This is a genomic window from Micromonospora sp. L31, assembly GCF_052068075.1.
Taxonomy (GTDB): domain Bacteria; phylum Actinomycetota; class Actinomycetes; order Mycobacteriales; family Micromonosporaceae; genus Micromonospora; species Micromonospora purpureochromogenes.
The window spans coordinates 231,768-256,646 of sequence record NZ_JBQHDC010000004.1; the positions used below are offsets into that span (position 1 = coordinate 231,768).

General features: G+C 71.7%; 21 protein-coding genes. 10 read left to right on the forward strand and 11 right to left on the reverse strand.

What is annotated here, in order from left to right; all coding sequences use genetic code 11:
* Nucleotides 1–7: 7 nt before the first annotated feature.
* The 3 genes from ACTMS9_RS13840 to ACTMS9_RS13850 all read right to left on the reverse strand — a co-directional run bounded on the left by ACTMS9_RS13840 (nucleotide 8) and on the right by ACTMS9_RS13850 (nucleotide 4,006).
* The gene (locus tag ACTMS9_RS13840; RefSeq protein ID WP_441165106.1) at nucleotides 8–1,741 is read right to left on the reverse strand and encodes a glycosyltransferase family 2 protein; all 1,734 of its coding nucleotides are present in this window, start codon (nucleotides 1,739–1,741) and stop codon (nucleotides 8–10) included.
* A 286-nt stretch (nucleotides 1,742–2,027) separates the two neighbouring features.
* Nucleotides 2,028–3,194 carry a glycosyltransferase family 39 protein gene (locus tag ACTMS9_RS13845; RefSeq protein ID WP_441146340.1) on the reverse strand — a complete coding sequence of 389 codons (1,167 nt, stop codon included), beginning with the start codon at nucleotides 3,192–3,194 and terminating at the stop codon, nucleotides 2,028–2,030.
* A 299-nt stretch (nucleotides 3,195–3,493) separates the two neighbouring features.
* Nucleotides 3,494–4,006 (reverse strand): MarR family winged helix-turn-helix transcriptional regulator, encoded by a 513-nt coding sequence (locus ACTMS9_RS13850; RefSeq protein ID WP_441165107.1) that lies wholly within the window; start codon nucleotides 4,004–4,006, stop codon nucleotides 3,494–3,496.
* Nucleotides 4,007–4,118: 112 nt separating this feature from the next.
* On the opposite strand from ACTMS9_RS13850, the gene ACTMS9_RS13855 reads away from it, so the two are divergent.
* The 3 genes from ACTMS9_RS13855 to ACTMS9_RS13865 are packed head-to-tail and all read left to right on the forward strand — an operon-like array spanning nucleotide 4,119 to nucleotide 6,940.
* Entirely contained in the window at nucleotides 4,119–5,168 is a 1,050-nt protein-coding gene (locus tag ACTMS9_RS13855; RefSeq protein ID WP_441165108.1) for an LLM class flavin-dependent oxidoreductase, read from the forward strand.
* Nucleotides 5,161–6,192 carry an LLM class flavin-dependent oxidoreductase gene (locus tag ACTMS9_RS13860; RefSeq protein ID WP_357613875.1) on the forward strand — a complete coding sequence of 344 codons (1,032 nt, stop codon included), beginning with the start codon at nucleotides 5,161–5,163 and terminating at the stop codon, nucleotides 6,190–6,192. Before ACTMS9_RS13855 ends, ACTMS9_RS13860 begins: the two co-directional genes overlap by 8 nt.
* A gap of 34 nt (nucleotides 6,193–6,226) precedes the next feature.
* Complete coding sequence (locus tag ACTMS9_RS13865) at nucleotides 6,227–6,940, forward strand: NADPH-dependent F420 reductase (protein ID WP_441146346.1); 714 nt, start codon at nucleotides 6,227–6,229, stop codon at nucleotides 6,938–6,940.
* A 166-nt stretch (nucleotides 6,941–7,106) separates the two neighbouring features.
* Here ACTMS9_RS13865 and ACTMS9_RS13870 read toward each other — a convergent pair whose 3' ends face one another.
* The 3 genes from ACTMS9_RS13870 to ACTMS9_RS13880 form a co-directional block, all read right to left on the reverse strand.
* Complete coding sequence (locus ACTMS9_RS13870; RefSeq protein WP_441165109.1) at nucleotides 7,107–7,544, reverse strand: hypothetical protein; 438 nt, start codon at nucleotides 7,542–7,544, stop codon at nucleotides 7,107–7,109.
* An 800-nt stretch (nucleotides 7,545–8,344) separates the two neighbouring features.
* Nucleotides 8,345–8,893: a hypothetical protein gene (locus ACTMS9_RS13875; protein ID WP_441146350.1), complete on the reverse strand. Its 549-nt coding sequence runs from the start codon at nucleotides 8,891–8,893 to the stop codon at nucleotides 8,345–8,347.
* Between the two features lie 95 nt (nucleotides 8,894–8,988).
* On the reverse strand, nucleotides 8,989–9,960 hold the full coding sequence (locus tag ACTMS9_RS13880; RefSeq protein ID WP_441165110.1) for a quinone oxidoreductase family protein: 972 nt from the start codon (nucleotides 9,958–9,960) through the stop codon (nucleotides 8,989–8,991).
* 442 nt (nucleotides 9,961–10,402) lie between these two features.
* Between ACTMS9_RS13880 and ACTMS9_RS13885 the strand changes: the two genes are divergently transcribed.
* Complete coding sequence (locus tag ACTMS9_RS13885; RefSeq protein ID WP_441165111.1) at nucleotides 10,403–11,260, forward strand: endonuclease/exonuclease/phosphatase family protein; 858 nt, start codon at nucleotides 10,403–10,405, stop codon at nucleotides 11,258–11,260.
* Here the strand turns inward: ACTMS9_RS13885 and ACTMS9_RS13890 are convergent.
* Entirely contained in the window at nucleotides 11,247–11,606 is a 360-nt protein-coding gene (locus ACTMS9_RS13890; RefSeq protein WP_441146356.1) for an MmcQ/YjbR family DNA-binding protein, read from the reverse strand. The genes ACTMS9_RS13885 and ACTMS9_RS13890 overlap by 14 nt on opposite strands.
* Nucleotides 11,607–11,789: 183 nt before the next feature.
* On the opposite strand from ACTMS9_RS13890, the gene ACTMS9_RS13895 reads away from it, so the two are divergent.
* Together ACTMS9_RS13895 and ACTMS9_RS13900 are read left to right on the forward strand one after the other, a co-directional pair.
* The gene (locus ACTMS9_RS13895) at nucleotides 11,790–12,266 is read left to right on the forward strand and encodes a heme-degrading domain-containing protein (protein ID WP_441146358.1); all 477 of its coding nucleotides are present in this window, start codon (nucleotides 11,790–11,792) and stop codon (nucleotides 12,264–12,266) included.
* 172 nt (nucleotides 12,267–12,438) lie between these two features.
* Nucleotides 12,439–13,857, forward strand: coding sequence for a WGR domain-containing protein (locus ACTMS9_RS13900; RefSeq protein ID WP_154936282.1), 1,419 nt, complete (start codon nucleotides 12,439–12,441; stop codon nucleotides 13,855–13,857).
* A 33-nt stretch (nucleotides 13,858–13,890) separates the two neighbouring features.
* Here ACTMS9_RS13900 and ACTMS9_RS13905 read toward each other — a convergent pair whose 3' ends face one another.
* The 3 genes from ACTMS9_RS13905 to ACTMS9_RS13915 are packed head-to-tail and all read right to left on the reverse strand — an operon-like array spanning nucleotide 13,891 to nucleotide 18,861.
* Nucleotides 13,891–15,711, reverse strand: coding sequence for a serine hydrolase (locus ACTMS9_RS13905; protein WP_441165112.1), 1,821 nt, complete (start codon nucleotides 15,709–15,711; stop codon nucleotides 13,891–13,893).
* A gap of 11 nt (nucleotides 15,712–15,722) precedes the next feature.
* Nucleotides 15,723–17,030 (reverse strand): exo-beta-N-acetylmuramidase NamZ family protein, encoded by a 1,308-nt coding sequence (locus ACTMS9_RS13910; RefSeq protein WP_441146364.1) that lies wholly within the window; start codon nucleotides 17,028–17,030, stop codon nucleotides 15,723–15,725.
* Between the two features lie 10 nt (nucleotides 17,031–17,040).
* Nucleotides 17,041–18,861, reverse strand: a complete 1,821-nt coding sequence (locus ACTMS9_RS13915; RefSeq protein WP_441165113.1) for a glycoside hydrolase family 3 protein — start codon at nucleotides 18,859–18,861, stop codon at nucleotides 17,041–17,043.
* Nucleotides 18,862–19,179: 318 nt separating this feature from the next.
* Between ACTMS9_RS13915 and ACTMS9_RS13920 the strand changes: the two genes are divergently transcribed.
* Nucleotides 19,180–20,316 (forward strand): carboxylate-amine ligase, encoded by a 1,137-nt coding sequence (locus ACTMS9_RS13920; RefSeq protein WP_441165114.1) that lies wholly within the window; start codon nucleotides 19,180–19,182, stop codon nucleotides 20,314–20,316.
* 46 nt (nucleotides 20,317–20,362) lie between these two features.
* Here ACTMS9_RS13920 and ACTMS9_RS13925 read toward each other — a convergent pair whose 3' ends face one another.
* Nucleotides 20,363–22,147, reverse strand: a complete 1,785-nt coding sequence (locus tag ACTMS9_RS13925; protein WP_441146811.1) for an N-acetylglutaminylglutamine amidotransferase — start codon at nucleotides 22,145–22,147, stop codon at nucleotides 20,363–20,365.
* 378 nt (nucleotides 22,148–22,525) lie between these two features.
* Here ACTMS9_RS13925 and ACTMS9_RS13930 point away from each other — a divergent pair, with 378 nt between their 5' ends.
* The 3 genes from ACTMS9_RS13930 to ACTMS9_RS13940 all read left to right on the forward strand — a co-directional run bounded on the left by ACTMS9_RS13930 (nucleotide 22,526) and on the right by ACTMS9_RS13940 (nucleotide 24,858).
* The gene (locus ACTMS9_RS13930; protein WP_441146368.1) at nucleotides 22,526–22,972 is read left to right on the forward strand and encodes an STAS domain-containing protein; all 447 of its coding nucleotides are present in this window, start codon (nucleotides 22,526–22,528) and stop codon (nucleotides 22,970–22,972) included.
* Nucleotides 22,973–23,069: 97 nt separating this feature from the next.
* Nucleotides 23,070–24,284 carry a hypothetical protein gene (locus ACTMS9_RS13935; RefSeq protein ID WP_441146370.1) on the forward strand — a complete coding sequence of 405 codons (1,215 nt, stop codon included), beginning with the start codon at nucleotides 23,070–23,072 and terminating at the stop codon, nucleotides 24,282–24,284.
* Nucleotides 24,277–24,858 carry a hemerythrin domain-containing protein gene (locus ACTMS9_RS13940; protein ID WP_441146372.1) on the forward strand — a complete coding sequence of 194 codons (582 nt, stop codon included), beginning with the start codon at nucleotides 24,277–24,279 and terminating at the stop codon, nucleotides 24,856–24,858. Before ACTMS9_RS13935 ends, ACTMS9_RS13940 begins: the two co-directional genes overlap by 8 nt.
* Nucleotides 24,859–24,879 lie beyond the last annotated feature (21 nt).

Consider the following 24,879-nt stretch of genomic DNA (forward strand, 5'->3'; position numbering starts at 1 on the left):
GGGACGGTCAGCTTGGCGATGGCAAACCCCCGTTCGCCGCCACCCGCGACTTCGGCGGTTGGCGCTCCTCGTTGCCGGCGCGCGCGGCTTGCTCGGCCCTGTCGTCGTGCTGCTCTCGGCGGGCCGTGATGTTCGACAGGAGCGCGATCAGCGGCGGACCGAGACCTGTCAGGAGGGTCAGGATCGGCCAGACGTGGAGCATGGTGAAGCTGGTGTCCAGTACGAAGCCCGCGCCGAGCAGGGCAGCGGCGAAGGCCGCCCACCCGAAGTGCAGCCGGAAGGTGGCGAGCGACTCGGTGGAGCGCAGCTTTCCCTTGGCCGTCACCACGAACGCGAGGTTTCGCCGCAGCAGCGCACCGACCGCGGCGGCGACGTAGACGGGACCGGTGAACAACGCCAGCGCCATGCCGACCACCCCGATCTCCTCCCGTTCGTGGGGAGCGATGTTGAAGCGGCGGAGCCAGAGCCAGAGCGCGAACCAGGAGCCGATGGTGGAGCCCCAGAGCACCGACCACACGGTGACGTCGAGCTGGGCCGTGCTCACCCCGGTGAGCAGGTACATGGCCGTGGCGAGGTTGCCCAGCAACAGGCTGACGGCGACGCTCGGGTAGTAGAACTGGAGCAGGCGGTAGTGCCAGCGGCGCCGTCCACTCAGTTCGCGCGGTGCGCGCAGCTTCGGGCGGACCAGGATCTCGCAGATGCCGGCCGCCCACCGCTTCTGCTGGTTGAAGTAGTCCGCCCACGACGTCGGGCCTTCCCCGATGGCCACCACGTCCGGGGTGTAGACGCCCTTCCACCGGTTGCCGGTCTGCGGGTTGACGGCGGCGTGGACCCGGATGCTGGTGAGATGGTCCTCGATGATCGAGTCCTGGTAGCCCCCGATGGTCCGCCAGGCCGCCGGTCGGTAGAGGTGGCCGGTGCCGGTGAGCAGCGGCGCGTCCAGCCCGTTCCCGCCCCGCGCGATGAGCCCGTTGTACAGGTACTGCTGCACCGACGCGCCGTGCGCGACCCAGTTCTGGTGCATGTTGCCGTACACCTGGGGCGTCACCACGAAGGCGACGTCCGGGTCGCGGAAGTAGCCGAGGGTCCGTTCGAGGAAGCCCGGCAACGGCACGTGGTCCGGGTCGACGTTGGCGACCACGTCGTAGCAGTGCTCGTGCTCCGCCCGCCAGGCGTTGTGATTGCCCGACTTCGTCCGGGCCCGGAACTCGCCGCTCGGCTGGTTGTACTCCGGGCGGCCCTTACGGCTGAAGTGCCGCACCCCGAGCCGCGCGGCCATCTCCTTCACCGCCGGGTCGTCCCCCTCGTCGAGGATCCAGACGTCGACCTGCCCGCAGTACACGATCTGCGTCATCCTCCGCAGGGTCCGCTCGGCGACGTCGATCGGCTCCTTGCTGGGCACGATCGTGGTGAGCAGGGCCACCCGCAGGCCGACCGGCGGATCGACCGGGATCGGATCCTTGGCGTGGTACGCGAAAACCCAGATCACCACGTTCTGCGCGAGGCGGATCAACTCCACACCGACGACCACGCAGAAGCCGAGCCGGGCCGCCATCGTCTGCCAGCTCCCGATCCCGGTCACTCCCGGCCCCGGCACGTGCGCCGGGAGCAACAGCCAGCCGATGAACAGCACACCGGCCGCGCTGTTGACGAGGACGAACAGCGTCAGGACCAGCCGTGCGGCCGGCGAGACGGCGTGCCGGAACTCGACCGCTGCCTCCGGGTGCCGCGGCGCGACCAACGGTCCGGCCGTCGTGCCGCACCCCGCGTAGGCACGACGCGCTCTGACGTTGCGCTGTCGACGGTCGGGGGGCTGCTCCGACGAGGCCCGGGGCGAGGCGGCGGCCGGAGCACCCGCGCTGACCTCCCCCGCGAGGTGAGACAGCCGGGTATCGCTGGCGATCCCCACGTTGCCCCCAATGGACTCTGCCCGACACGAACTCGACCGGAGCTGATGCTATTCGGGCAATCTGCCCAAAGAGTGCGGGTTGCTCAAATGGTCATGAGCGTTGTTCCGTCGGCCGTCCTCATTCACCGTCGGAGGCCGGTCGAGCCCTGTGCGGCGTCTCACCGCCCACGGGCCGGGTCCACAGTTGAATGATCCTCGCGAGTTCGCCGGTCGCCTGCTCGGGTCCCTCCGGCGCCGGCCGGGCCAGCTGTGCCGGCGCACCGAGCACCGCGATCGCCACCAGGGCGATCGCACACCACCGGGCACGCACCCGGGCCAGGGCGACCGCGCCGAGCGTCGCCCACGCCGGAAGCGTGAAGAGCAGCACCTCCGGCCCCCAGACCGGCGTCGCCTGCGCGACGAGCAGCAACCCCAGCGGCGGCACCACCGCCCACGCGGTGTAGACGGCGGCGGAGCGCCGCAACGGAAGGCTGAACAGCGCCAACCCGAGCAGCACGATCCCCAGGGCGGTGACGCCGAACAACTCCCGGGGGGTCGCGGCCAACACGTCCGGGGTGAGCTTCGATCCCCGCGCGATCGGCGCACCGGGTCGCCCGCCGAACAGTCCCAGCGCGGCGGCCGCGGGTAGCGCACCCAGGAGCGCCACCGCCGACCAACGGCCGGCCACGCCGCGCCGGAAGGCGAACACGGTCCAGCCGTGCCCGGCCAGCAACAGCAGCGCGAGACCGTGGGAGAGGCCCAGCAGCAGCACCGAGGCGCCGTAGCCGGCGAAGCGTCCGACCGTCGGCCGGTCGACGGCCAGCACGAGCAGGAACGTGGCGAGCACGGCGGCGAACACCGTCAGCGCGTACGGCTGAACCTCCTGCGCGTACCGCGTCGACGTCGGCAGCAGCGCGAAGATCACCCCGGCCAGCAGGCCGACCCGTGGCGTGAACAGTCGGGCCGCCAACAGCCCGACGAGGGCCGCCGCGGCGGTGACGGCCACCATCGACACCGCCCGCACCGCCGGGCCCGGCGTGCCGAGGACCTCCGCCCACCAGCGCATCAGCGCCGAACCGGCGATGCCCCAGGCCGGGGCGTCGCCGGTGGGCGGGGCGGGCGCGCCGGCCCGGACGAGGCAGAGCGTGGCCGTCAGCAGTGCCGGTACCAGCCAGGCGGCGACCCGCCACCGGACGGGGTGGGTCGCCGGCTGGGGGGCCACGTCGTGGCCTTCGCCCCAGGGGTCCTCGACGTCGACCTCCGTCGACGTCAGCCGGGGCAGGACTATGGTGTCCGCGTCCTTCATCGTGTCTCACGCATTTCTGTCGGAGCCAGCGGTCGAAGCCGTTGCAGGGGCGCGCCCCGAGGCGACGCCAGGCCAGCGGTCACGTGGCGTGGGCAGCACGCGGCGCAGGACCGGCCGGAGTCCTGGATCGAGTAGGAATGTCACCTGGAGCATAGGGAACACCGGCGGACACATAGCCCGTATGCGTCACAAGCACCGAATCGGGATCAACCGCCATTCAGCGGTCGGGGAGCCGATCGTGTCGCGGGGCTCAACCGCAGGCTGCCCTGGTCCACCCTCAGTGCGACGAGAGTCCGGGCTCACCGGACGTTTCGCGGCGCCTGAGGGGTCTGGTGCGGGTCGAGGTGCGCGCGCAGCGCTGCGGCGATCTCGCCCGCCGCGACGAGCTGATCCGGCGTGAGAGCGTCGACGAAGAGTTCGCGGATGGCGCGCAGGTGCGGAACCGTGGAGCGCCGGAACGCGTCGGCTCCGGCCGGCGTCAGCAGGACCTCCGCCCCACCGCGATCGGTTGCGCACTCCTGGCGGCGGATGAGCCCGCGCCGCTCCATCCGCCCCAGGTGGTGGGAGAGCCGGCTGCGCTCCCAGCCGATGTGGGCCGCGAGTTCGGAGGAGCGCATCTGCCGTTCCTGCGCCTCGGTGAGAGCGAGCAGCACGGCGTAGTCGCCCGGGGAGAGGGAAGACTCGGTCTGGAGGCGAGACGCGAGCTGGGACCTGAGCGCTTCCGCCGTCTCGATGTAGTCGCGCCAGGCCCGCAGCTCCGCCGCGCTCGGGAGCTGTCGTCCCTTCCGCCGGTCAGGTGTGGCTTTCGTCATCTCCCGCTCCTGGTTGACATGTCAATCCTGAGGCTAGCATGGTTGACGTGTCAATCGTCGAGGGCTTCCTGCGGCGAGGTCGCCGCCGGGGAGCGAGCGTGAGGAGGAGACGATGACAGCTCAAGGTTTTGAACTGGGGCTCAACTCGTTCGGGGAGGTCGCCACCGACGGCGGCCGGGTCCTGAGCGACGCCGAGACGGTGCGGCTCCTCGTCGACGAGGCACGGCTCGCGGAGTCGGTCGGCCTCGACGTGTTCAGCGTGGGCGAGCACTACCGGGAGGGCCACACCGACTCGGCGACGCCGGTGCTGCTCGCGGCGATCGCGACGGCGACCGAGCGGATCCGCCTCGGGACCTCCGTGACGGTGCTCAGCACCAACGACCCGGTCCGGCTCCACCACGAGTTCGCGACCCTGGACGCGGTGTCGAACGGCCGGGCCCAGCTGGTTCTCGGGCGGGCATCGGCGACCGAGTCGTTTCCGCTGTTCGGCTACGACCTGGCGGACTACGAGCGCCTGTTCGAGGAGAAGCTCGACCTCTTCGTCCGGCTTCAGCGGGAGGAAGAGGTCACCTGGTCGGGCACCGTACGCAGCCCGCTGGTCGCGCAGCGGCTGCATCCGCGGATGCAGCCGGGCGGCATCCCGACGTGGATCGGCGTCGGCGGGAGCCCGAACTCGGTGGTCCGCGCGGCCCGCTACGGACTCCCGCTCATGATGGCGATCATCGGCGGGCGCCCGCAGCGGTTCTCCGGTAATGTCGATCTCTACCTCCGGGCACTCGAACAGTTCGGGCATCCCGTGCAGCCGATCGGGCAGCACTCGCTCGGCCTCGTCGCGGACACCGACGAGGAGGCCGTGGAGACGTGGTGGCGGTACTGGCAGCCGGTCGTGGCGGCGCTTGCCGAGGAGCGCGGCTTCTACAAGCCGGACCGCAAACGCTACGAGGCCGAGCTCGACGGCGGCGCGCTGTTCGTCGGGTCACCCGAGACGGTCGCGCAGAAGATCGCCACCATGGCCCGTGACCTGCGGCTGAGCCGCTTCGATCTCAAGTACGACATCATGCACCTGCCCCGCGAGGCACGCGCGCGCACCATCGAACTGCTGGGCAGTGAGGTCGCGCCGCGGGTCCGGGAGCTGCTGGCGAAGGAGCCCATCCATGTCTGATCTCGAGTTCGGCCTCGACACCTTCGGCGACGTGCCGGAGGACGACTCCGGCAAGCTCGTCTCCTACGCCGCGGCGATCCGTCAGGTCGTCGACGAGGCGGTGCTGGCGGACGAACTGGGGGTCGACGTCATCGCCCTCGGCGAGCACCACCGGCCGGAGTACTCGGTGTCCACGCCGGAGACCGTGCTGGCCGGGATCGCCACGCGTACCTCGCGGATCCGGCTGGCCTCCGGGGTGACCGTGCTGAGTTCGGACGACCCGGTCCGGGTGTTCCAGCGCTTCGCCACGGTGGACGCGCTGTCGCACGGCCGGGCCGAGGTCATCCTCGGCCGCGGGTCGTTCACCGAGTCCTTCCCGCTGTTCGGGTACGACCTGCGCGACTACGACGTGCTCTTCGAGGAGAAGATCGAGCTGTTCGTGAAGCTGCTGGACGAGAAGCCGGTCACCTGGAGCGGCACCAAGCGTGCCCCGCTCGAGCGCGCCGACGTCTTCCCGAAGACCGAGTCGGGACGCCTCACCACCTGGGTGGGCGTCGGCGGCTCGCCGCAGTCGGTCGTGCGTACCGCCCGATACGGCCTACCGCTGATGCTCGCCATCATCGGCGGCGCTCCCGAGCGCTTCGCGCCCTACATCGACCTCTACCGCCGGGCCGCCGAGCAGTTGGGCACGACGGCGCACCCGGTCGGCATGCACTCGCCCGGCTTCATCGCCGACACCGACGAGGAGGCGAAGGAGCTGTACTGGCCGTACTACCGGGTCATGCGGGACCGGATCGGCGCGCTGCGCGGTTGGCCACCGATCCGCCGCGCGGAGTTCGACGCGGAGGTGGAGCACGGTTCCCTCTACATCGGCTCCCCGGAGACCGTCGCCCGCCGGGTGGCTCGCGCGATCCGCAGTCTCGGCGTCGGCCGGTTCGACCTCATCTACACCGCCGGAGCGCAGCCGGTGAGCGCCCGGATGCGCGCGGTGGAGCTGTACGGCACCAAGGTGATCCCCATGGTCCGTGACATCCTGGCCAGTTGATCACGGACGGCCGATCGGAAAGCGGAAGGAAGACATGAACGACAGCGCCCGGAGCGGGCCCCAGACGCTCGGCATCCTCGGTGCCGGCAAGGTGGGCACCGTGCTCGCTCGACTCGCCCTCGCCGCCGGTTACCGGGTGCTGATCGCCGGCTCCGGCGACCCGGAGAAGATCGCCCTCACCATCGAGGTGCTCACGCCCGGAGCGGTCGCCACCACCGCGGTCGACGCCGTGGCCGGCGCCGACATCGTCATTCTCGCCCTCCCGCTGGGCAAGTACCGGAGCATCCCCGCCGAGGCGCTGCGCGGCAAGCTCGTCGTCGACGCGATGAACTACTGGTGGGAGATCGACGGCATTCGCGACGACCTCACCGACCCGCGCACCTCTTCGAGCGAGACCGTCCAGGCGTTCCTGTCCGGCTCCCGCGTCGTCAAGGCGTTCAACCACATGGGCTACCACGATCTCGAGGACGGGGCGCGGCCGGCCGGCACACCCGGCCGCAAGGCCATCGCCATCGCCGGCGACGCCCGCGCTGATCTCGACGTCGTCGCGTCCCTGGTCGACCGGCTCGGTTTCGATCCGGTCGTCGCCGGCCCCCTCGCCGAGGGCGTGCGACTGGAACCGGGCAGCGAGTTGTTCGGCGCCAACGTGAGCGCCGACGAGGTGCGGGCCATGCTCGACCGCTTCGCGGAGTCGGAGCGTGGGCGGGTCGTCGCCCTGGCACGGGCGGCCACGCCGAAGGCGGGGTAGGCCCCGGCGCTGACACCTGGCGGAAGGCCGCCGGTGGTGGGGCAACCAGCCACGAAAGCGGCGAGCTGGTTCCCCGTCGACAGGTCACACCGTCGGGCGGCTTCACCACCCGCACGTGCCCGGGCCACGCTGGTCGCGGGGCCCGGGCCGTGCTGCGCGGTCCGGGTCAGTCGACCGGAGGGGTGTACGTGTCGCAGACCCGGCCACGCTCCGCCCGGGCCACCGTTGTGCCGACGCACAGCCGGAGCCGTGGCTTGAACCCACCCCACAGCAACTCGGAACGGGTCTGGGCGATCGTCTTACCAGGAGTGCACAGCGCGGCGAAGCTCCGCCAGACGAGCTCGTCAGCCGGCCCGTTGGTGGCGATCTGGACCACGCCGCACCGCCCGGGAGCGTTGACCGCGAGCGTCCCGTTGACCGCCACCGGCGGTACCGGCCGCTCCGGGATGCTCATCATCATGTCGTAGCTGCCGTAGGCGCTGACCCCGGCGCTCTCCAGTGCGAAGTCGCTGTCGGCGGAGGCCGTGGCGGGTGAGGCGCCGGCCGCGAGAGCGATACCGGTGACGGCGACCGCACCGAGCATCTTGACACCGAGTGACGTCATTGTGCACTCCCTTTCGAAAGGGCCCACCGATCGGGGCGGGCGAAATGGGCGGCGTCCACCGTGGTCGCAGGCCAAGGGTGAATGGCCCGACCACGATGACGGGACGCCGGACGGCGCCGGCCGTTTGATGATTCGTCGGCGCCGGCCCCGATGAGATCGCATCCCGGATACGCCGTCAAGGAGGTCCTGGCGGGCTCCGGCGGCGCGACGCCGCACTTTCGCTGTTCAGCGTCGACGCCGCCGACAAAACAGCGCCGACGGATGTGTCCTGCTTCACTTCGGCGCCGCTCCGCACGATTTCACGATTGTCGCAGCGAATTCTTCTCATCCACATATTCGCTGCCGGCGACGCCGGCCGCTGCCTCCGGGCGGCGCACCGCAGGCGGCGAGCATCGAGCACCGCTCAGCGGATCCCGGCGTCCCCACCCGTTGCCTCGCGCGGCACCGGCCGCACGTCCGACCCGATCATGCCCCCAGCGCCGCACGGCAAAGAAATGGCGAGGCGGCAGCTACGCCGAAATCACCGACGGACGAGCCGACCCGGCGAGTTCGGTGATGGAAGAAATTACTCTCTTCCCGCTGACGTAATAATGCGAATTGTTGCGCGGGAACTCCCCCCGCTCAGCCTCGGGGCAGCTTCCGAAGCCAGTCCCCGCTTACCGCACGCTGGAAATGGTCGAAACCTCGACACAAATGGAGATGGGTCACCCGGTCTGCGCAAGCTCGATGAATTTCCGGGACGAGGGCTCCACGCCGTGCTGGACCTGCCGGCCACACCGGATCACCGCCCGGTGAATTGGCTATCCCCGCCGGGCCCGTACGCCGTATGCGTCGCCTCGGGGCAGCGGGCCGACGTCAGAGCGGCGGCCGGGGCGCAGCGCCGCGTGCCGCTGGCCGGGGCCGGCGCCGTCGCGGGCGGCGAGGATGTCCGCGACCGCTCCGGTGGCGAATCCGTAGATGGACTTGTGCAGGACGTCGACGGCGAGCTCGCCGCGTGGCCAGGTCTGCGGTGGCGCCCCTACGCCGGTGGCGTTCTCCAGAATCTGATCGTTGGTCAACCGCACCACGGCGAACATCCCCGAGGCCCAGGCACCCCGCAGACCGGCCTGCGCCATGATGCTGCGCACCACGCCGACGAGCGCGCCCTGGCCGTAGTGCATCGCGAGGTTCCGCCACCGCGGCTGACGCGTCGGTGCCTCCGGCAGGCCGGTGAGCCGCGCCAGTACGCGGGCCGGCACATGGGAGTCGGGCCGCCCGGTCACCCGCTGCTCCAGCTTCTCCGCCACGGTCATCACCGCCGCCCCCGCCAGCCCGGCCACCAGCCCTTGCCACACCGCGCGCTTCACCATGGCGAACCCCTACCCGCCGGCCGCGCCCCCACACCCGAGATCGGTACGCGAGCCGGGATCGTGCGAGGTGTCGAGCAGCGTCGCGACGCCCGGCGTCAGACCACCGTGAGGAGCAGCCTGCCCGGGAAGGAGGTCTGCAGGCGACGGTGCGCCTCCGCCGCCCGCCCCAGCGGGAACTTCTCGGCGACGTGCACCTCGAACGGTCCGGCCTCGATGAGTTCGTTGAGGCGCTGCAACTGCCGGGGCCCGGTCTCGCCGTCGTACGCCCGCACCGTCACGCCGGGCCGTTCGCTCGGTTCCGGTTGCACCCCGTGGGGGTACCCGAGCACGCCGCCGTCGCGCAGCGCCTCGGTGAGCTTGTCCAGCGTCTTGCCACCGGCCATCGCCAGCAGGCCGTCCACGCCGTCCGGCGTCACCTCCCGGATCCGCCGGAGCACCTCGGCGAGGTCACCGTGACCGTCGACGGCCAGATCGGCGCCGAGCCGGCTCACCAGCGCCACGCCCTCCGCCCCGGACGCCACGGCGACCACGTTGAGCCCCTGCCGCTTGGCCAGCTGCACCGCCAGGTGGCCCTGTCCCCCACTCGCCCCGAAGATCAGCAACCACGCGCCGGCGGACAGGCCCAGCACGTCCAGGCCCGTCAGGGCGGTCAGCGCGTCGGTGGGCATGGCCCCCGCGTGCTCCACCGGCAGGCCCGCCGGCAGCTTCGCGACGTACTCGGCCCTGGTCGCCGCGTACTCGGCGTAGAAGCCGCCCTTCGGCCGGGTGTAGCCGTACACGTAGATCAGGTCGCCCACGGCGACGTTGGTGACCTGCCGTCCGACGGCGGCGACGCTGCCGGCGGCCTCGGCGCCGGGCACCATCGGGAAGGTGGATCCCTCGGGCACCAGCGCGCCCTCCCGTGTCATGGCGTCCCACACCCCGACGCCGGCGCTCCACACCTTGATCAGAACTTCGTCGTCGGCGATCTGCGGCACCGGCAGGATCCGCGGGGTGATCACCTCCGGACCGCCGAACTCGTCGAAGGCCGCGGCCTGCATCTGCTCCGGCACGTCGCCGTCTGCCATCTGGAATCCTCTCCGCCCCGGTGTCGTGTCGGCACCGCATCGTCGAAGGCAGCATGCCGGTGCCCCCGTCGCCGGGGGTCCATGCGCGAGCGCCGTTCACCCGGTCGGGCTACCGGCCGCGAGCCCACCGGGCCGGTCCCGTGGACCACCTCCGCGCTGCCGGCGCCCGGAACACCTCGGCCTGCACAGGGTCCGGCGACCGATCGGCAGCAGTAAGATCGCTGGCACCCCGGCGAAGACACGTCCTCCCCCACCCGGAGCCCGCATGTCCGAGCAGCCCGCCACCGACGTCACCCGCCCCCGCAGGTGCCGTCGTCTGCGCGATCGGGCCCTGGTCGAACTCCTTCGCCGGTGCGGGGCTCATCGTTCGTACCGAACTCTCCGCCCGGCCCTGGTCGTGGTGTGCCTGATCGCCGCGGCCGGGTTGCCGGCTGGATCGTCGGTGGCCGGCGCCACCGGATCCACCGCCCTGCGGGTGCTCCAGCTGAACCTCTGCAACAGCGGCCGGGCCGGCTGCTACACGGGCCGATCGGTGACCGAGGCCGCGGAGGTGATCGGCGCCGAGCTGCCCGACCTGGTCACCCTCAACGAGATCTGTCAGGACGACGTGGCCGCGCTGGAGGACGCGTTCGCGGCCGTCCACCGCGGCGGCACAGTCGTCTCCGCCTTCAAGGCTGCCGGTGACCGCCCTACCGGCGCCGTCACCGAGTGCCGCAACGGGCAGCCGTACGGCGTCGGGCTGCTGACCCACCTTGCCGCGCCGTACTCAGGGCACACGGTGCACAGCGGGATCCACCCGACGCAGGATGTCACGGACCCCGAGGAACGAGCCTGGCTCTGCGTCCACGTCGCCGGCGTGCTGCACGCCTGCACCACACACCTGGCGGCGACCAGTGCCACCGTCGCGCTCGCCCAGTGCGCCCACCTGCTCGACACGGTCGTACCGATGATCCGCAGGAGCACCGGATACGCGCCCACCGTGCTGAGCGGCGACCTCAACCTCCGGCACGGCGGCTCCCCCGACGTGCGGTCCTGCGTGCCGCCGGGCTACCTGCGGATCGATGACGGCGCGGTGCAACAGATCATGGCGACAACCGACGTCACGATCTGTTGCAGCAGGTCGATAGGCATGCGCGGGGCTACCGACCACCCAGGGCTGTTGGCCACCCTCACGATTGACGACCGACGCCCCGCCTGGGCCGCCATCGCGCCGCGCTGGACACCCGCCCGCGTCGCCCCGCCCCGGCGAGCACGGTGGACGCGGCACCGCGCCGGTCAGGCGGCCGTCAACGGTCGCTGACGAGCGCGTCCGGGGCCCGCATCCGCCACGCATCGGTCACCAGCTCCCGTAGGCGCTCGACATCGACCTCTGCCAGACGCAGCATCACCAGCGGCCACCCCTCGTAGCCGGGTGTGGTGAAGAAGAGGTCGGGCTCGCCGAGAAGGAGAGCCTGCTTCTCGGCCTCGTCGCCGACGAACAGCACCGCGACGTCGGTCCGGATCACCCGTGGCTTCCCCGGCCTGCGCTCGGGATAGGACCAGACGAATCCCTTGTCGGCGACCCGGAAGTCGAAGCCCTCGCTGTCGACCTCCACCACGTGCGGCAGCGCCAGGGCTATCCGGCGGACATCATCGGCGTCAGCCATCGGGGTCCCTCCCGGTCGGATCCTCACCGGGCCGAGGTTACGCCGCAGCACCGACATTGATCATGTGCGCACGTTGCCGGCGTCTCGCCCATCGCGGAGGAGGCACCCATCCGGTTTGCGACAATCAACAGGCACGGACACCGAACCCGGCGCAGTCCGCCACTCGACCAAGAAGAGGTACGTATGCCACTTGACCATGACGCGTGGCCGACGCTGGAGGAGCTGCTGCGCGAGGAGGGCGAGTTGGAGCTGCCGGCTCTGTCGGAGTCGGACGCGTACGAGTTGGGGATGCGGGCGGTCGCCGCCGCGAGGGAGCGGCAGCTGCCGATCTCGGTGGGTGTGTGGCGGACCGGGCGCCAGTTGTTCCACTGCGGCTTGCCCGGTTCGACGCTGGACAACGACGGGTGGCTGCGCCGCAAGGGACGAGTGGTGATGCGGTTCGAGCACTCGTCGCTGTACATGGCACGGCTGTGCCAGGACAAGCAGGTGACCCTGGCGGAGAGATTCGGACTGCCGGCCGCTAAGTACGCGGCCGCCGGGGGCGCGGTGCCACTGCGCGTGCGCGGCACCGGCGTGGTCGGCTGGTTCGGCGTCTCCGGACTTCCGCAACTGGACGACCACCGCTTCGTCGTCGAGATGCTTCGCGGAACCTCGCGCTAGTCGTACACCGGGGCGGTAGGCACCCGGGCGTTGGTGGGCACGGGTCGGGGTTGACGGGCCACCGCCAGCGGCTCGTCAACCCCGACGATCTTGTCGGGGGCGGCGGTTAGCGTGTGGTCACTGTCGCCGCGCCGGCCACGTCGGGCCGGTCGCTGACCCCTCGGAGGCCCTCATGTCGCAGGAGACGACCTACCTCGAACTGTCCGAAGTGGACGGTGCGCACAAGTTCTACGAGGTCGTCGTCGAGGACGCCACGCTGACCGTGCGCTACGGCCGGATCGGCGACCAGGGGCAGGTCAAGGCGAGCGCCTATCCGGACAACGCGCGGGCCCGGGCGGCCGCGGCGAAGAAGATCGGGGAGAAGGTCCGCAAGGGGTACGCCCCGGCGGTCCCCGGCGTCAGAAAGAAGCGCAGCGTCTCCCGACGGCAGATCGTCAGCACCCGCTCCACCGCCCGCACCGCCCCGGTGCTGTGGCGCTACGACTCCGGTGCCCCCGCCTTCGGCATCTTCGTCGACGGGCAGCACTGCATGGTGGGCAACGAGCACGGGGTGATCACCACCCTCGGCCACGACGCCCAGGTGCGCAGCCAGGTCCGCCTCCCCGACGGGGTGAAGTGCATCGTCGCCGACGACGCCTGGATCTACGCCGGCTGCGACGACGGCAACGTCTACGACCTCTCCGGCAAGGTGCCCCGGGTGGCGTACGCGATCGCCCCGGAGATCGACATCTACTGGCTGGACATCCACGACGGCGTCCTGGGCGTCTCGGACGCCGACGGCGGGATCGCCGCAATCGACCACGAGGACGAGTTCCTCTGGCGCCGGCCCGGGCGGGGCCGCTCCGCCTGGATGGTGCGCTGCGACACCGACGCGCTCTACCACGGCCATTCCCAGGGGGTGACCGGCTACGACTGGCGTACCGGCCGCGAGCTCTGGCACACCAGCACCGGCTCGGTGCTCTTCGGGTGGCAGGAGCGCGGCAGCGTGTTCGCCGGGACGAGCACCCGCGAGGTGGTGCGGCTGGCCAAGGACGGTCGGGTCGAACGCCGCTACCGGTGCGACGCCCCGGTCTTCTCCTGCGCGACCGCGCAGGGCGGCCGGTACGTCTTCGCCGGCGACAGCCAGTCCTCGATCTACTGCTTCGACGCGGCGGGCACCCGACTGTGGAAGCTCGGCACGGGCTGCGGCTCGGCGTACTCCATGCAGTACCACGACGATCGGCTCTATGTCGTCACCACCGGCGGCCATCTGGCCTGCATCGACGCCAGCGAGCCGGCGATCCGGGCGGCCCAGGTCGGCGACGTGCCGCAGGTGCTGGACGTCAAGGCGCCCCGCCAGGCACCGCGGACCGTGGAGCCGACGGTGGTCGAGGTGACCAGCGACGCCGGCGCGGGCGTCGTCGTGCAGTGCCTGGACGATCGGGGGCGGCTGCGGGTCCAGGTGGTTTCCGACGGCTACCGGCGTGACTGGTCGGTGCAGTTCCCCAAGGGCATCCGCGAGCCGGGCGCCCGCTACCTGGTGACCGAGGTCCGCGAGTCCGGCCGAGGCGGGTTCTACCGGGCGTACGGCGACATCCGCCGGCTGCGCTGAGCACGCCCGCCTGTCGACGCCGTGTTGTTCCGGTCAGGTGCGGGCGGGTGACCACCCGTCGGCGACGGCGAGGGCGGCGTCGACGCCCTCGCCGTCGAAGAGCACCCCGTCCCGGTCCCCCGCGACGACCCGGTCGACGTACACCCCACGACCCTGGCCGGAGCCGTCGGTGCTGCTGCTCCAGCGCAGGTGGGTCGCCTGGTCGGGCAGCGCCACCGAGGCCTGCCACCAGACCCGGCCGCCGTACCCGGTGACCGTGCCGTCGCTGGTCCAGCGCCGGTCCCCGTGCCGCAGCAGCATCCGCGCCGGAGCCCACGTCCGGCCCCCGTCGGTGGAGACCTCGAACCGCATGCTGTCGTAGCGGGGCTCGGTGTCGTACCAGAGCAGGAAGCTCGCGGCGCCGCCGTGCGCGGCCCGGCGCAGCGGGGCGGTGAGGGTGACCGTCGCGAGGTCGCGCGGGTCGGCCCGCCAGGCCTCCCGCGACCGGGGCCGCACCGGCATCGCCTCGGCGAGGTCGCGGGCGACCGCGCGCCGGGCGACGTTGTTGCTGCCCCAGCCGCGGTCGGGGTGCACCCGGTTGCTCAGCAGGATGAGGAAGGAGTGGGAGAGCGGGTCGATGACGAGCGACGTGCCGGTGAAGCCGGTGTGCCCGAACGCCACCGGGGAGGAGAGCCCCATCATGTACCAGTGCTTGTTGAGCTCGAAGCCGAGCCCGCGATCGCTCTCCGGGTAGGCCGCCTCCAGCGGCGCGTTGTAGTTGACCAGCATCGCGCGCACCGTGTCCGCCCGGAGGATCCGTCGCCCGCGGTACTCGCCCCCGTTGAGCAGTGACTGGCAGAGGAGCGACAGGTCGGCCGCGGTGGAGAAGACCCCGGCGTGCCCGGCCACGCCCCCGAGCGACCAGGCGTTCTCGTCGTGCACCTCACCCCAGACCATGCCGCGCCCGGCGTACGGCTGGTACTCGGTGGCGGCGATCCGCGACCGCAGCTCCGGCCCCGGGTTGTAGCCGGTGTCGGTCATGCCCAGTGGCGCGGTGACACCGTCGCGGACCAGGTCGGCCAACGGCCGCCCGGTGACCCGTTCCACCAGCACGCCCAGCGCGATCAGGCCGAGATCCGAGTAGACGTAGCGGGTGCCGGGCGTCGCCCCGGCCGCGAGCGGCGTGGCCAGCGCGGCGGCGAACCGCTCGGCCGGCGTCGGGTACCTGCTCCACAGTGGCGTGAAGGCGGGCAGACCCGAGGTGTGGGTCAGCAGCATCCGTACCGTGACCGCCTCCTTGCCGCCGGCCGCGAACTCCGGGACATAGCGGGCGACCGGGACGTCCAGGTCCACCCGCCCCCGCTCGACCTGCTGCATGGTGACGATCGTGGTGAACAGCTTCGACACCGAGGCCAGGTCGAAGACGGTGTCGGGCCGCATCGGGATCTGCTGGTCGGCGGGAAGCTCCACCCCGACCAACCCGGGCGGCGGCCCGACGGCGGCGTACCGCACCGCGGTGCCCACGGCGGCGTGCTGCACGACCACGCCGTCCTTGGCCGCCAGGACCACCGCGCCCGCGTACGCCGGATATCCGGGGTGGTCCGGCGTCGGCTGGAGATAGGCCGCCAGGTCGGCGGGGAGGCGGTCCACGGGCGCGGGGAGCAGACCGACCTCGCGGGCGCTGCCGGGCCGCAGCGTGTCCTGCCGGAAGTGGATGTCGGCGGGGGTGACGGCCGGCGGCCCGGCCTCGTCGCGCAGCGGCGCGCCGGCCGCCCCGGTGGCCGGCGCGGTCGTACCGAGGATGGCCACGGCCAGGCCGAGCGCGAGCCGGCGGAGCGCGGGCGGGCGGTGCAGCGGGCGGGACGACGTGGTCATGGCCACACTCCTCAGTAGAGCAGGTAGGGCTGGCGCTGGCGGTCGAACGCGGCCAGTTCGTCGGCCCAGGCGCCGACGACGTCGTCCACGTCGGCCCCGGCGTCGATCTGGGTACGCAGCCGGGGCGACCCGGTGAGCTTGTCGATCCAGTACGGGCGAACGGCGTCCCAGGAGTCACGCCGCCAGGCGAACGCGGGGTACTTGTGCGCCTCCACCAGCATCGCCACCGCGGTACGGATCGGGTCGTACACCGCCCGGTCGACGACCTTGACCTCGACGCCGGCGCAGAGCTTGTTCAACAGCGCCGGCTTCTGCCCGGCCGAGGTCGGTGCGAAGTACGCCTCGCGGAACTCGACTCCGGGCAGGTCCCGGGCGTTGAGGCGATCACTCCAGTGGTGGTCGAAGTCGGTCGCCAGCCCGCCGATCAGTTCGAACGGACGGCAGGTGCCGCGGCCTTCGGTGATCGACGCGACGCCCTCGAAGAGGCCGGTACCCGGGTAGACCAGCGCGGTGTCCGGGGTGGGCATGTTCGGACTGGGCATCACCCAGGGCACGTCGGTGTCGGCGGCGAGGCGGTCCCGCTTCCAGTGCTCGCACCGCACCACGTGCAGGTCCACCGGTCGTCCGGCTTCGACGGGCAGGAACGTGCCGTTGAAGAACCGGGCCAGTTCCCCGACGGTCATTCCGTGCTGCTGGACGATCTCCTTGAGGCCGACCCCGGAGGTGTACGGCGCGGTCATCATCGGCCCGTAGGCCCGCCCGCCGATCGGGTTCGGACGGTCCAGCACGACGTAGCGTTTGCCGACCCGGGCCGCGGCGACCATCGAGGTGTACATGGTCCAGATGTAGGTGTAGAAGCGGACGCCGACGTCCTGGATGTCGAAGACGACCGTGTCCACGCCCGCCTCGGTGAACATGCTCTCCCACCGGGCCAGCGAGGCGCCGTACGCGTCGTAGACGGGGATGCCGGTGCGCGCGTCGACGCCGGTGCCCTCGCTGCCTCCGGCCTGGGCCGAGCCACGGAAGCCGTGCTCGGGGCCGAACGCCGCGGTCAGCCGGACCTGGCCCGAGCCGTGCATCAGGTCGACGAGGTGGCGGTAGGCCCCGTCGACGCCGGTCGGGTTCGAGACGACGCCGACCCGCTGGCCGGCGAGCACGGCGAAGTCGGAGGCCACCAGTTGGTCCAGACCGGTGCGGACCCGCCGGACACCGGGGCTGCCCGCCGCGGGCGTCAGGGCCGCGCCGACGCCGAGCGCCCCGGCGCCGGTGCCGAGCGCTCCCGCGCCGACCGCGCCGGCGAGGAAATTCCTACGCTGCATGGGTTGCCTCCTACCAGGTCAGGCCGTGGCCGTAGGGGTAGAGCACGGTGCCCGCACCCTCGGCCGTGGGGATCGTGACGGGCAGCCGCCCCCGGGGGGACAGCTCGCCGTGCAGCGCGCGGACGAGTGCGTCCATCGCCGCCCGGGTGTACGAGTAGGTCGCCAGATAGGTGGTCACGTCCGGCAGGTGGGCGATGTCGTAGGGGTCCCGCACCGCCACCACCACCACGGGTTTGCCGGTGGCGAGCAACGCCGCGACGAGGCGCTGCTGGGTGGCCCGCGGATCGGTGATGGTGGTGTCCCACGCCTTGTTGACCAGCACGACGGTGAGGTCGTGCTCGGCCGCCTGGGTGGCGGTCGCGGCGATCACCGCGTCGGACGGCAGCGTGGCCGGCCGGGCGGTGGCCCGGGCGCCGCGGGCGGTGAACCCGTCGGCGACCGTCGCGACCGGAGCGAAGGCTGCGCTGTTCCAGCCGGTGACCAGCACCGACCGGCCGGTGCCGGCCAGCGGCAGCAGCCCGGCGTCGTTGCGCACCGCGGTGAGCGTCGGGTCGGTGACCTGGGTGACGGCGGCGAGGTGCCCGGGCGCCCCGACCGTCCGTACCGCCTGCTCGACGTCGACCAGCGGCGACCGGGCCAGCCCCTGCCGGTACTTCATGCCGAGGATGCGCCGCACCGACTCGTCGATCCGCCGCTCGGTCAGCTCGCCCGTGGTCACGGCCCGCAGCACCGCGTCCCGGGCCAGCGCGAGGTTCGGCGGCATCAGCAACTGGTCGGCGCCGGCCTTGATCGCCAGTACGGGCACCCGCTCGTCGCCGTACTTCTGCCGCACGCCGGCCATGTTCAGCGCGTCCGTGACGATGACTCCCCGGAAGCCGAGTTCACCGCGCAGCACGCCGGTGAGGATCGTCGGCGACAACGTCGCCGGGTCGCCGGACGGGTCGAGCGCGGGCACCACGATGTGCGCGGTCATGATCGATTCGACGCCCGCACTGATCGCCCGCCGGAACGGCGGCGCGTCGATCCGGTCCCACTCCGCCCGGCTGTGGTTGATCACCGGCAGGCCGGTGTGGCTGTCGGTGGCCGTGTCGCCGTGGCCGGGGAAGTGCTTGGCCACCGCGGTCACGCCGGCGCCGTCCTGGAACCCGGCGACCTGCGCGGCGGTCAGCTCGGCCACCAAAGTGGGGTCGGCGCCGAACGACCGTACCCCGATGACCGGGTTGCCCGGGTTGACGTTGACGTCGGCGATCGGCGCGTACGGCTGGTGGATGCCCACCGCGCGCAGCTCACGCCCGGTGATGTCCGCCGACGTGCGCGCGTCCTGCGGTGAGCGCCCGGCGCCCAGCGCCATCGCGCCGGGGAACTGCGCGGCGGGAGCGGGCATCCGCAGCACCGTGCCCTGCTCCTGGTCGGTGGAGATGAGCAGGGGGACGCGCCCCTTGCTGCCGTCGCCGAGGGCGGCCCGCTGGAGCCCGTTGGAGAGGCCGGCGATCTGACGTGGACTGTCCAGGTTGTGGGACCAGGAGAAGTAGCAGACGCCGCCGAGGTGGAACCGGTCGATGACCTCGGCCGGAGTCTCGACGCCGAACGCGGCGCGGTTCGCGGCGCGGTCGGCGGCCGTGGGCTCGGTGGCGTCACTGCCGTACACGTAGGTGGAGAAGAGCTGCCCGACCTTCTGCTCCAGGCTCATGTGCCGCAGCGTCGAGGTGACCCAGCCCTGCTCGGCGGTGGGCGGGAGCGGGGGCTCGGCCGAGGCGTGGACGGGGAGCGGCGCGAGGGTGGTCACCAGGGTGGCCATCAGGACGGTCGCGGTGACGGATCGGGTCTTCATAGACGACGACCTCTCAGTCCGGGTGGCTGAAACTTAGCTACATATGAATGAGCAGTCAAGAAGATTAGCTACGAAACTCGGGACTGGGCCGACCGGCCGGCCCAGCCCCGCCTGGGTGGTTCTGTCAGTGCCGCGACTGAGGTGGCGGTGGCGCAGTGGCGAAAACCAGGCGACCCCGCCGCCAGCCGGCCCCTCTCCCCCGGCGGCACCCTGTTGGTGGCCTATCTCTCCCGTGCCGGGGAGAACCACCACTGCGACGGCAGGCGCTTGACGATCGGCAACACCGAGGTCGTCGCGCGACTACGATCGGACGTGACCATGAAGCCGCACCGAGTCGCCGCCCCCGCGGCAGCCACTCCCACCACTCTCACCCTGGGAGTGGAGGAGGAGTTCCTGCTCCTGGACCCGGCAACCGGGGAGAGCCTGCCCGTCGCCGACCGGGTGCTGCACACGCTGTCGGGGACCGCTCGGGAGCAGAGCCGGCAGGAGTTCCGGCACAGCATGGTGGAGATGGTCACCCCCGCCTGCACCGACCTGACAGAGCTGCGCGAACACCTGGTCGCGCTGCGCGATGCCGCCGCGCGGGCGGCGGAGGCGGCCGGGGCGCGCCTCGTCGCGGTAGGGGCCACCCCGGTGTGCGAAGCCCACCGTACGGTGCCGGACGAGCAGCGCTACCACGCCATGTCCCGCCGGTTCGGTCCGGTGGCCCACGACCCCGCGGTCTGCGGCTGCCACATCCACGTCGGTGTGCCGGACCGGGAGCTGGCCGTGCAGGTGTGCAACCACCTGCGCCTGTGGCTGCCGGTGGTGCAGGCGCTCACCGCCAACTCCCCCCTGCACGACGGAAGGGACACCGGGCACGCCAGTTGGCGGTCCATGCAGCTGGAACGCTGGCCGAGCATCGGACCCACCCCGCACTTCGAGTCGGTCGCCGACTACGACGCCACCGTGCAGGAGTTGATCGCCGCAGGGATCATGCTCGACGCGGCGATGGTCTACTGGTACGCCCGCCCGTCCGCGGCGTACCCGACCGTGGAGGTCCGGGTCGGCGATGTCTGCCCCACCGTTGACGACACGGTGCTGGTCGCCGCGCTGGTCAGGGCGCTGGTCGCCACCATGGCCGACGACGTCCGCGCCGGGGTCCGCGCCACTCCGGTCCGGGACTGCCTGGTCGCCGCCGCCCACTGGCGGGCCGCCCACAACGGGGTCGACGGTGACCTCATCGACCTGCGGGGCGGCGGCGCCCGTCCCGCCTGGGACCTGATCGACGAACTCCTCGTCACCGTCGCGTCCGCGTTGACCCGGCACGGCGATCTCGATCTGGTGCTGCGCCAGCTCGACCGGATACGCCGGGACGGCACCGGCGCGACCCGACAGCGGCGAATCATGGCCCGCACCGACGGCGACGTCCAGGCCGTTCTGGAACACCTGACCGCCCAGACCACCGCCCACTGAACCCGCGGCCCGGTCGACCGAGCCGGACGAGCGAGCGCGCCGGGAGTCAGTGGATGTCGTGGGCTTGGAGCCAGAGTTCCAGCAGGCCGAGCTGCCAGAGCTTGTTGCTGCCGGCTGCGGCCTGCGCCTGGGCCGAATCGGCGAGCAGGTCGGCGACGTACCCGGGCCGGAACAGGCCGCGCTCCCGGGCGGCCGGCGCGGTCAGGGCCTCCTCGACGAGGTGCCGCACCGGCCCGTCGACGTTACGCAGGGCGGGCACCGGGAAGTAGCCCTTGGGCCGGTCGATCACCTCGGCCGGCAGCACCTCCCGGGCCACCTCCTTGAGCAACCCCTTGCCGCCCTGTGCCACCTTGTGCTCCGGCGGGCAGGCTGCGGCGAGGGCGACGAGGTCCTGGTCCAGGAACGGCGTGCGCACCTCCAGCCCCCACGCCATGCTCATGCTGTCCACCCGCTTCACCGGGTCGTCCGGCAGCATCAGGTGGGTGTCCAGGCGCAGCACCGCGTCCAGTGCGGTGTCCGCGCCGGGCGCGGCCAGGTGCGCGTCCAGCAGTTCGCGGCTGGCGTCGTGGTCGCACGCGTACGCCGGGTCGACCACCCGGTCCAGTTCCGCGTGGTCACGGTCGAAGAACGCGGCGGCGAACGCCTCGGCGGCGCCGTCGCGGGGTACCTGCGTGAGGGGCTGGTGGTAGGCGTAGCCGGCGAAGACCTCGTCGGCGCCCTGACCCGACTGGGCCACCTTGACCTGGCGGGCCACCTGCTCGGAGAGCAGGTGGAAGGCGACCACGTCGTGGCTGCCCATCGGCTCGGTCATCGCCTCGATCGTCCGGCGGACCGCCGGCACCAGGTCGTCGTTGCCGAGTTGGATGCGTTGGTGGTCGGTGCCGAAGGTGGCGGCGACCAGGTCGGAGTAGTGGAACTCGTCGCCCACCTCGCCGCCGCGGCTGTCGAAGCCGATGCTGAACGTCTGGAGGTGGTGCTGCCCGGCCTCGGCGAGCAACGCCACGATCATGCTGGAGTCCAGGCCGCCGGAGAGCAGCACCCCGACCGGTACGTCCGCCACCAGCCGCCGCCGCACGGCCGTGCGCAGCGCGTCGCCGGTCGCGGCCTGCCAGTCCCGCGTGTCCATGCCGGCGTGTGCCGGGTCCCGTTGGTAGTCGGGCTGCCAGTAGACGCGCTCGCGGCTGCTTCCGTCGGACTCCACCACCCGCACCGTGGCCGGGGGGAGCTTGCGCACCCCGCGCAGGATGGTCCGGGGCGCCGGCACGATCGAATGCCAGGAGAGGTAGTGGTGCAGCGCCACCGGGTCGATGCCGGTGTCCACGTCCCCGGCAGCCAGCAGGGCCGGCAGGGTGGAGGCGAACCGCAGCCGCCCCGGCGACTCCGCCAGGTAGAGCGGCTTGATCCCCAGCCGGTCCCGGGCCAGCACCAGCCGGCGCCGCGGCCGCTCCACGAGCACCACGGCGAACATGCCGACCAGGTGGTCGACGAAATGCTCACCCCACTGCGCGTACGCCACGAGGATGACCTCGGTGTCGCTGGTGGAGTGGAAGGTGTGCCCGGCCTCCCGCAGCTCGTCGCGCAGCTGGTGGTAGTTGTAGACGCATCCGTTGAAGACGAGCCCCAGCCCCAGGTCCTCGCGCACCATGGGCTGGCCGCCCGCCTCGGACAGGTCGATGACGGTCAGCCGGCGGTGTCCCAGGGTGACCCAGCCGTCGCTCCACAACCCTTCGCCGTCGGGGCCCCGGGAGCGCATCGCCTCGGCCATCCGGGTCACCGCGCCGGCGTCGGGGGTCGTGCCGTCGAACCTCGCCTCACCGCTGATCCCGCACATCTCACCGGTGCCCGATCGCTCGACGTGCACGCAACACGACAACACTCCTGCCACCGTCGTCTGCCGCTCGGCGATCGGCCGGCGGTACCGGAGCCGGCGACTACCCGAAGCCCATCCCGGGAAACCCGGCTGCCGACCTCGCGTTCTTCGGCGCGCGCCGCCGGCGGCGACGGACGGGTGTACGACGGGCTTCCGGGGGTAGGGACAACTCCGGGTCAAGAAATGCGCCCTGAACCGCCGCTGCCGCACCGTCCTGTGGGCAGCGGGTGATCCCCGGTGAAGGGCGGAGGCGCCATGTCAACAGATCCGGACTCTCCCGAAGAACGAGGGCCTGCCCCATCCTGCGCCGAAGGGCGACCAGGAACACGTCAACCCATCATGTCGTTGTCGCTGAGCTGCGACGGCGCCACCAAGGTGATCACCGCCGGTGGCGAGATCGACATGAGCAACGCGCACCTGCTCGTGGAGCTGGTGGAGTTCCTCTGCCGTCCTCCGCTGCCCCCGATCGCGCTCGACCTGTCGACGGTGACCTACCTCGGTACGCCGGGAATCGATGCCCTGCGGCAGGTGCGCGAGCTGGTCACCTCGGCCGGTGGGCGGTTGACCCTCCGTGCGGCCCCACCCTTCGTGCGCAACATCCTCGGGGTGACCGGCGTGCCAGCGCAGCCCGATCTCGACATCGCCTCGGCCCGCGCCACGGCGACGGTACCTCCGGTCGTCACTCGCTTCCCGCTGGCCCGCGGGCACGGCGGCAGCCGGCGGTTGGCGCCACGAGGTTCCTTCGACGGCACTGTCCCTGCCGACCAGCCGGCGTCTGCCGGCTGACCGACACGTCCCCTCGACACCAGCGCCTGTTCGGGCGATTCCGCTCGACGAGCCCGGGCAGCACCCGACGAGCGCACCCCGACGCGAATGGAGAGACATGTTCAACCCGCTGGATCACAAGGGAATCCCCCTGGAGAGCCAGATCCGCAACTGGCGTGAACTGAACGTCGAACCGATCGATCCCGAGGCGGTCGACCCCTACACCCGGTGCCGGATCATCACGATGAACGGCATCGAGGTCGAGGCGATCAACTTCCAGCACCAGTTCGCCCGCGTCTGCCCGGACCAGGAGGTCCGGCGGCAGCTCGCGTACGTGCGGTACGTGGAGAGCCAGCAGCAGCGGGTGGTGAACTGGCTGCTGCCGGGGGTGGCGAGCGTGCTGGAGACGACCCTCGGCTACGAACAGGTGGCTGTCGACCTGACGGCCTGGGTGGCCCGGCACGAACCGGACCCCTACCTGAAGCAGGCGTACGAGTTCGGGGTGCTGGAGGACTTCGACCACCTGTACCGCTACGCGAACCTCTACGAGATGGTCGAGCGGCGCAAGGCGGAGAAGATCGTCGACGGCCTCACCGAGGTCATGCCGGGCCGGCCGACTGTGCAGGAGCACCGGCACCCGTTCGACGAGGTCCGTACCCCGTACGACCGGAACTCCGTCGACCCGCGCTCCAAGCTGAACGCGTTGACGATCCTCTCGGCCGAGCAGCAGGTGATGTTCTACTACATGAACGTCGGCCCCCAGTACATGGAGCCGATCGCGCGCCAGCTCTACCAGGAGATCAGCCTGATCGAGCAGGAGCACGTCACCCACTACGAGTCGCTGCTGGACCCGGGCGAGAGCTGGTGGGAGCGACTGCTGACCCACGAGTACAACGAGTGTTGGTTGTACTACTCGTTCCTGCAGCAGGAGAGCGACCCGCGGATCAGGGCGGTCTGGGAGCTGCACCTACAGATGGAGCTGGCCCACCTCCAGCAGGCGGCCGACCTGTTGCGCCGACACGACGGCCGCGAGCCGGAGGAGATCGTCGGCAGCGCCGGCCTGCCCGAGCCGCTCACCTTCGAACCGAACAAGGAGTACCTGCGCCACCTGCTGGCCACCCAGATCGACCTCACCAAACTCGGCGAGGGCTACGTCACGGAGGCGCACGAGCGCTTCGAGTGGATGCAGCAGCAGCTGCATGACGGTCAGCAGCCGCCCACCGAGCAGGTCATCGACATGCACCGCGAGCGCTTCGGCGACGAGTACCGCATCGAGACCGAGGGACCGCACCCGGTGGAAGGGCTGCGCGCCCGGGGAGGTAGCCATGCCTGACACCGACGCCCCGGCCACGCCCGGGCCCGAGGAGGACGTGGTCGACCTTCTGCTCGCCCAGCACGCGCGCGTCGAGCAGCTCTTCCTGCTGGTCATCGGCAGCACCGGCGACACCCGCCGGGAGGCGTTCGACGACCTGGTCCGGCTCCTCGCCGCGCACGAGACCGCCGAGGAGGAGATCGTCCACCCGCTGGCCCGGACCCTACCCGGCGGTGGCGGCGCCGCCATGGTCGACGACCGGCTCGACGAGGAGCGCCAGGCCAAGGAGACGCTGAAGACCTTGATCGCCGGCGGCGTCGAGGCCGACGGCTTCGACACCGGCATCATCCTGCTCCGTGACGCGGTGCTCACCCACGCCCGCTACGAGGAGCGCTACGAGTTCCCCCGGCTGCGACAGCACGTGCCGGCCGACCGGCTGCGTACCCTCGCCGCCACCGTACGCGCCGCGGAGGCCACCGCACCGACCCGACCACACCCGAGCGCGCAGTCGGCCAAGGGCAACCTGGCGGCCGGTCCCGCGCTGGCGGTCGTCGACCGGGTCCGCGACGCGCTCCGCAAGCCGTCCGCCGGCTGAAGAACCACGCGGCGACGCAGC

Bases quoted from the DNA above. Each gene is read 5' to 3' on its own strand.
- ACTMS9_RS13905 (WP_441165112.1), bottom strand. From the start codon at position 15,711: ATGACCACGTCGTCCCGCCCGCTGCACCGCCCGCCCGCGCTCCGCCGG.
- ACTMS9_RS13925 (WP_441146811.1), bottom strand. From the start codon at position 22,147: ATGTGCGGGATCAGCGGTGAGGCGAGGTTCGACGGCACGACCCCCGAC.
- ACTMS9_RS13850 (WP_441165107.1), bottom strand. From the start codon at position 4,006: ATGACGAAAGCCACACCTGACCGGCGGAAGGGACGACAGCTCCCGAGC.
- ACTMS9_RS13900 (WP_154936282.1), top strand. From the start codon at position 12,439: ATGTCGCAGGAGACGACCTACCTCGAACTGTCCGAAGTGGACGGTGCG.
- ACTMS9_RS13935 (WP_441146370.1), top strand. From the start codon at position 23,070: ATGTTCAACCCGCTGGATCACAAGGGAATCCCCCTGGAGAGCCAGATC.
- ACTMS9_RS13940 (WP_441146372.1), top strand. From the start codon at position 24,277: ATGCCTGACACCGACGCCCCGGCCACGCCCGGGCCCGAGGAGGACGTG.
- ACTMS9_RS13875 (WP_441146350.1), bottom strand. From the start codon at position 8,893: ATGGTGAAGCGCGCGGTGTGGCAAGGGCTGGTGGCCGGGCTGGCGGGG.
- ACTMS9_RS13865 (WP_441146346.1), top strand. From the start codon at position 6,227: ATGAACGACAGCGCCCGGAGCGGGCCCCAGACGCTCGGCATCCTCGGT.
- ACTMS9_RS13895 (WP_441146358.1), top strand. From the start codon at position 11,790: ATGCCACTTGACCATGACGCGTGGCCGACGCTGGAGGAGCTGCTGCGC.
- ACTMS9_RS13930 (WP_441146368.1), top strand. From the start codon at position 22,526: ATGTCGTTGTCGCTGAGCTGCGACGGCGCCACCAAGGTGATCACCGCC.
- ACTMS9_RS13910 (WP_441146364.1), bottom strand. From the start codon at position 17,030: ATGCAGCGTAGGAATTTCCTCGCCGGCGCGGTCGGCGCGGGAGCGCTC.
- ACTMS9_RS13855 (WP_441165108.1), top strand. From the start codon at position 4,119: ATGACAGCTCAAGGTTTTGAACTGGGGCTCAACTCGTTCGGGGAGGTC.
- ACTMS9_RS13845 (WP_441146340.1), bottom strand. From the start codon at position 3,194: ATGAAGGACGCGGACACCATAGTCCTGCCCCGGCTGACGTCGACGGAG.
- ACTMS9_RS13890 (WP_441146356.1), bottom strand. From the start codon at position 11,606: ATGGCTGACGCCGATGATGTCCGCCGGATAGCCCTGGCGCTGCCGCAC.
- ACTMS9_RS13860 (WP_357613875.1), top strand. From the start codon at position 5,161: ATGTCTGATCTCGAGTTCGGCCTCGACACCTTCGGCGACGTGCCGGAG.
- ACTMS9_RS13870 (WP_441165109.1), bottom strand. From the start codon at position 7,544: ATGACGTCACTCGGTGTCAAGATGCTCGGTGCGGTCGCCGTCACCGGT.
- ACTMS9_RS13920 (WP_441165114.1), top strand. From the start codon at position 19,180: ATGAAGCCGCACCGAGTCGCCGCCCCCGCGGCAGCCACTCCCACCACT.
- ACTMS9_RS13880 (WP_441165110.1), bottom strand. From the start codon at position 9,960: ATGGCAGACGGCGACGTGCCGGAGCAGATGCAGGCCGCGGCCTTCGAC.
- ACTMS9_RS13915 (WP_441165113.1), bottom strand. From the start codon at position 18,861: ATGAAGACCCGATCCGTCACCGCGACCGTCCTGATGGCCACCCTGGTG.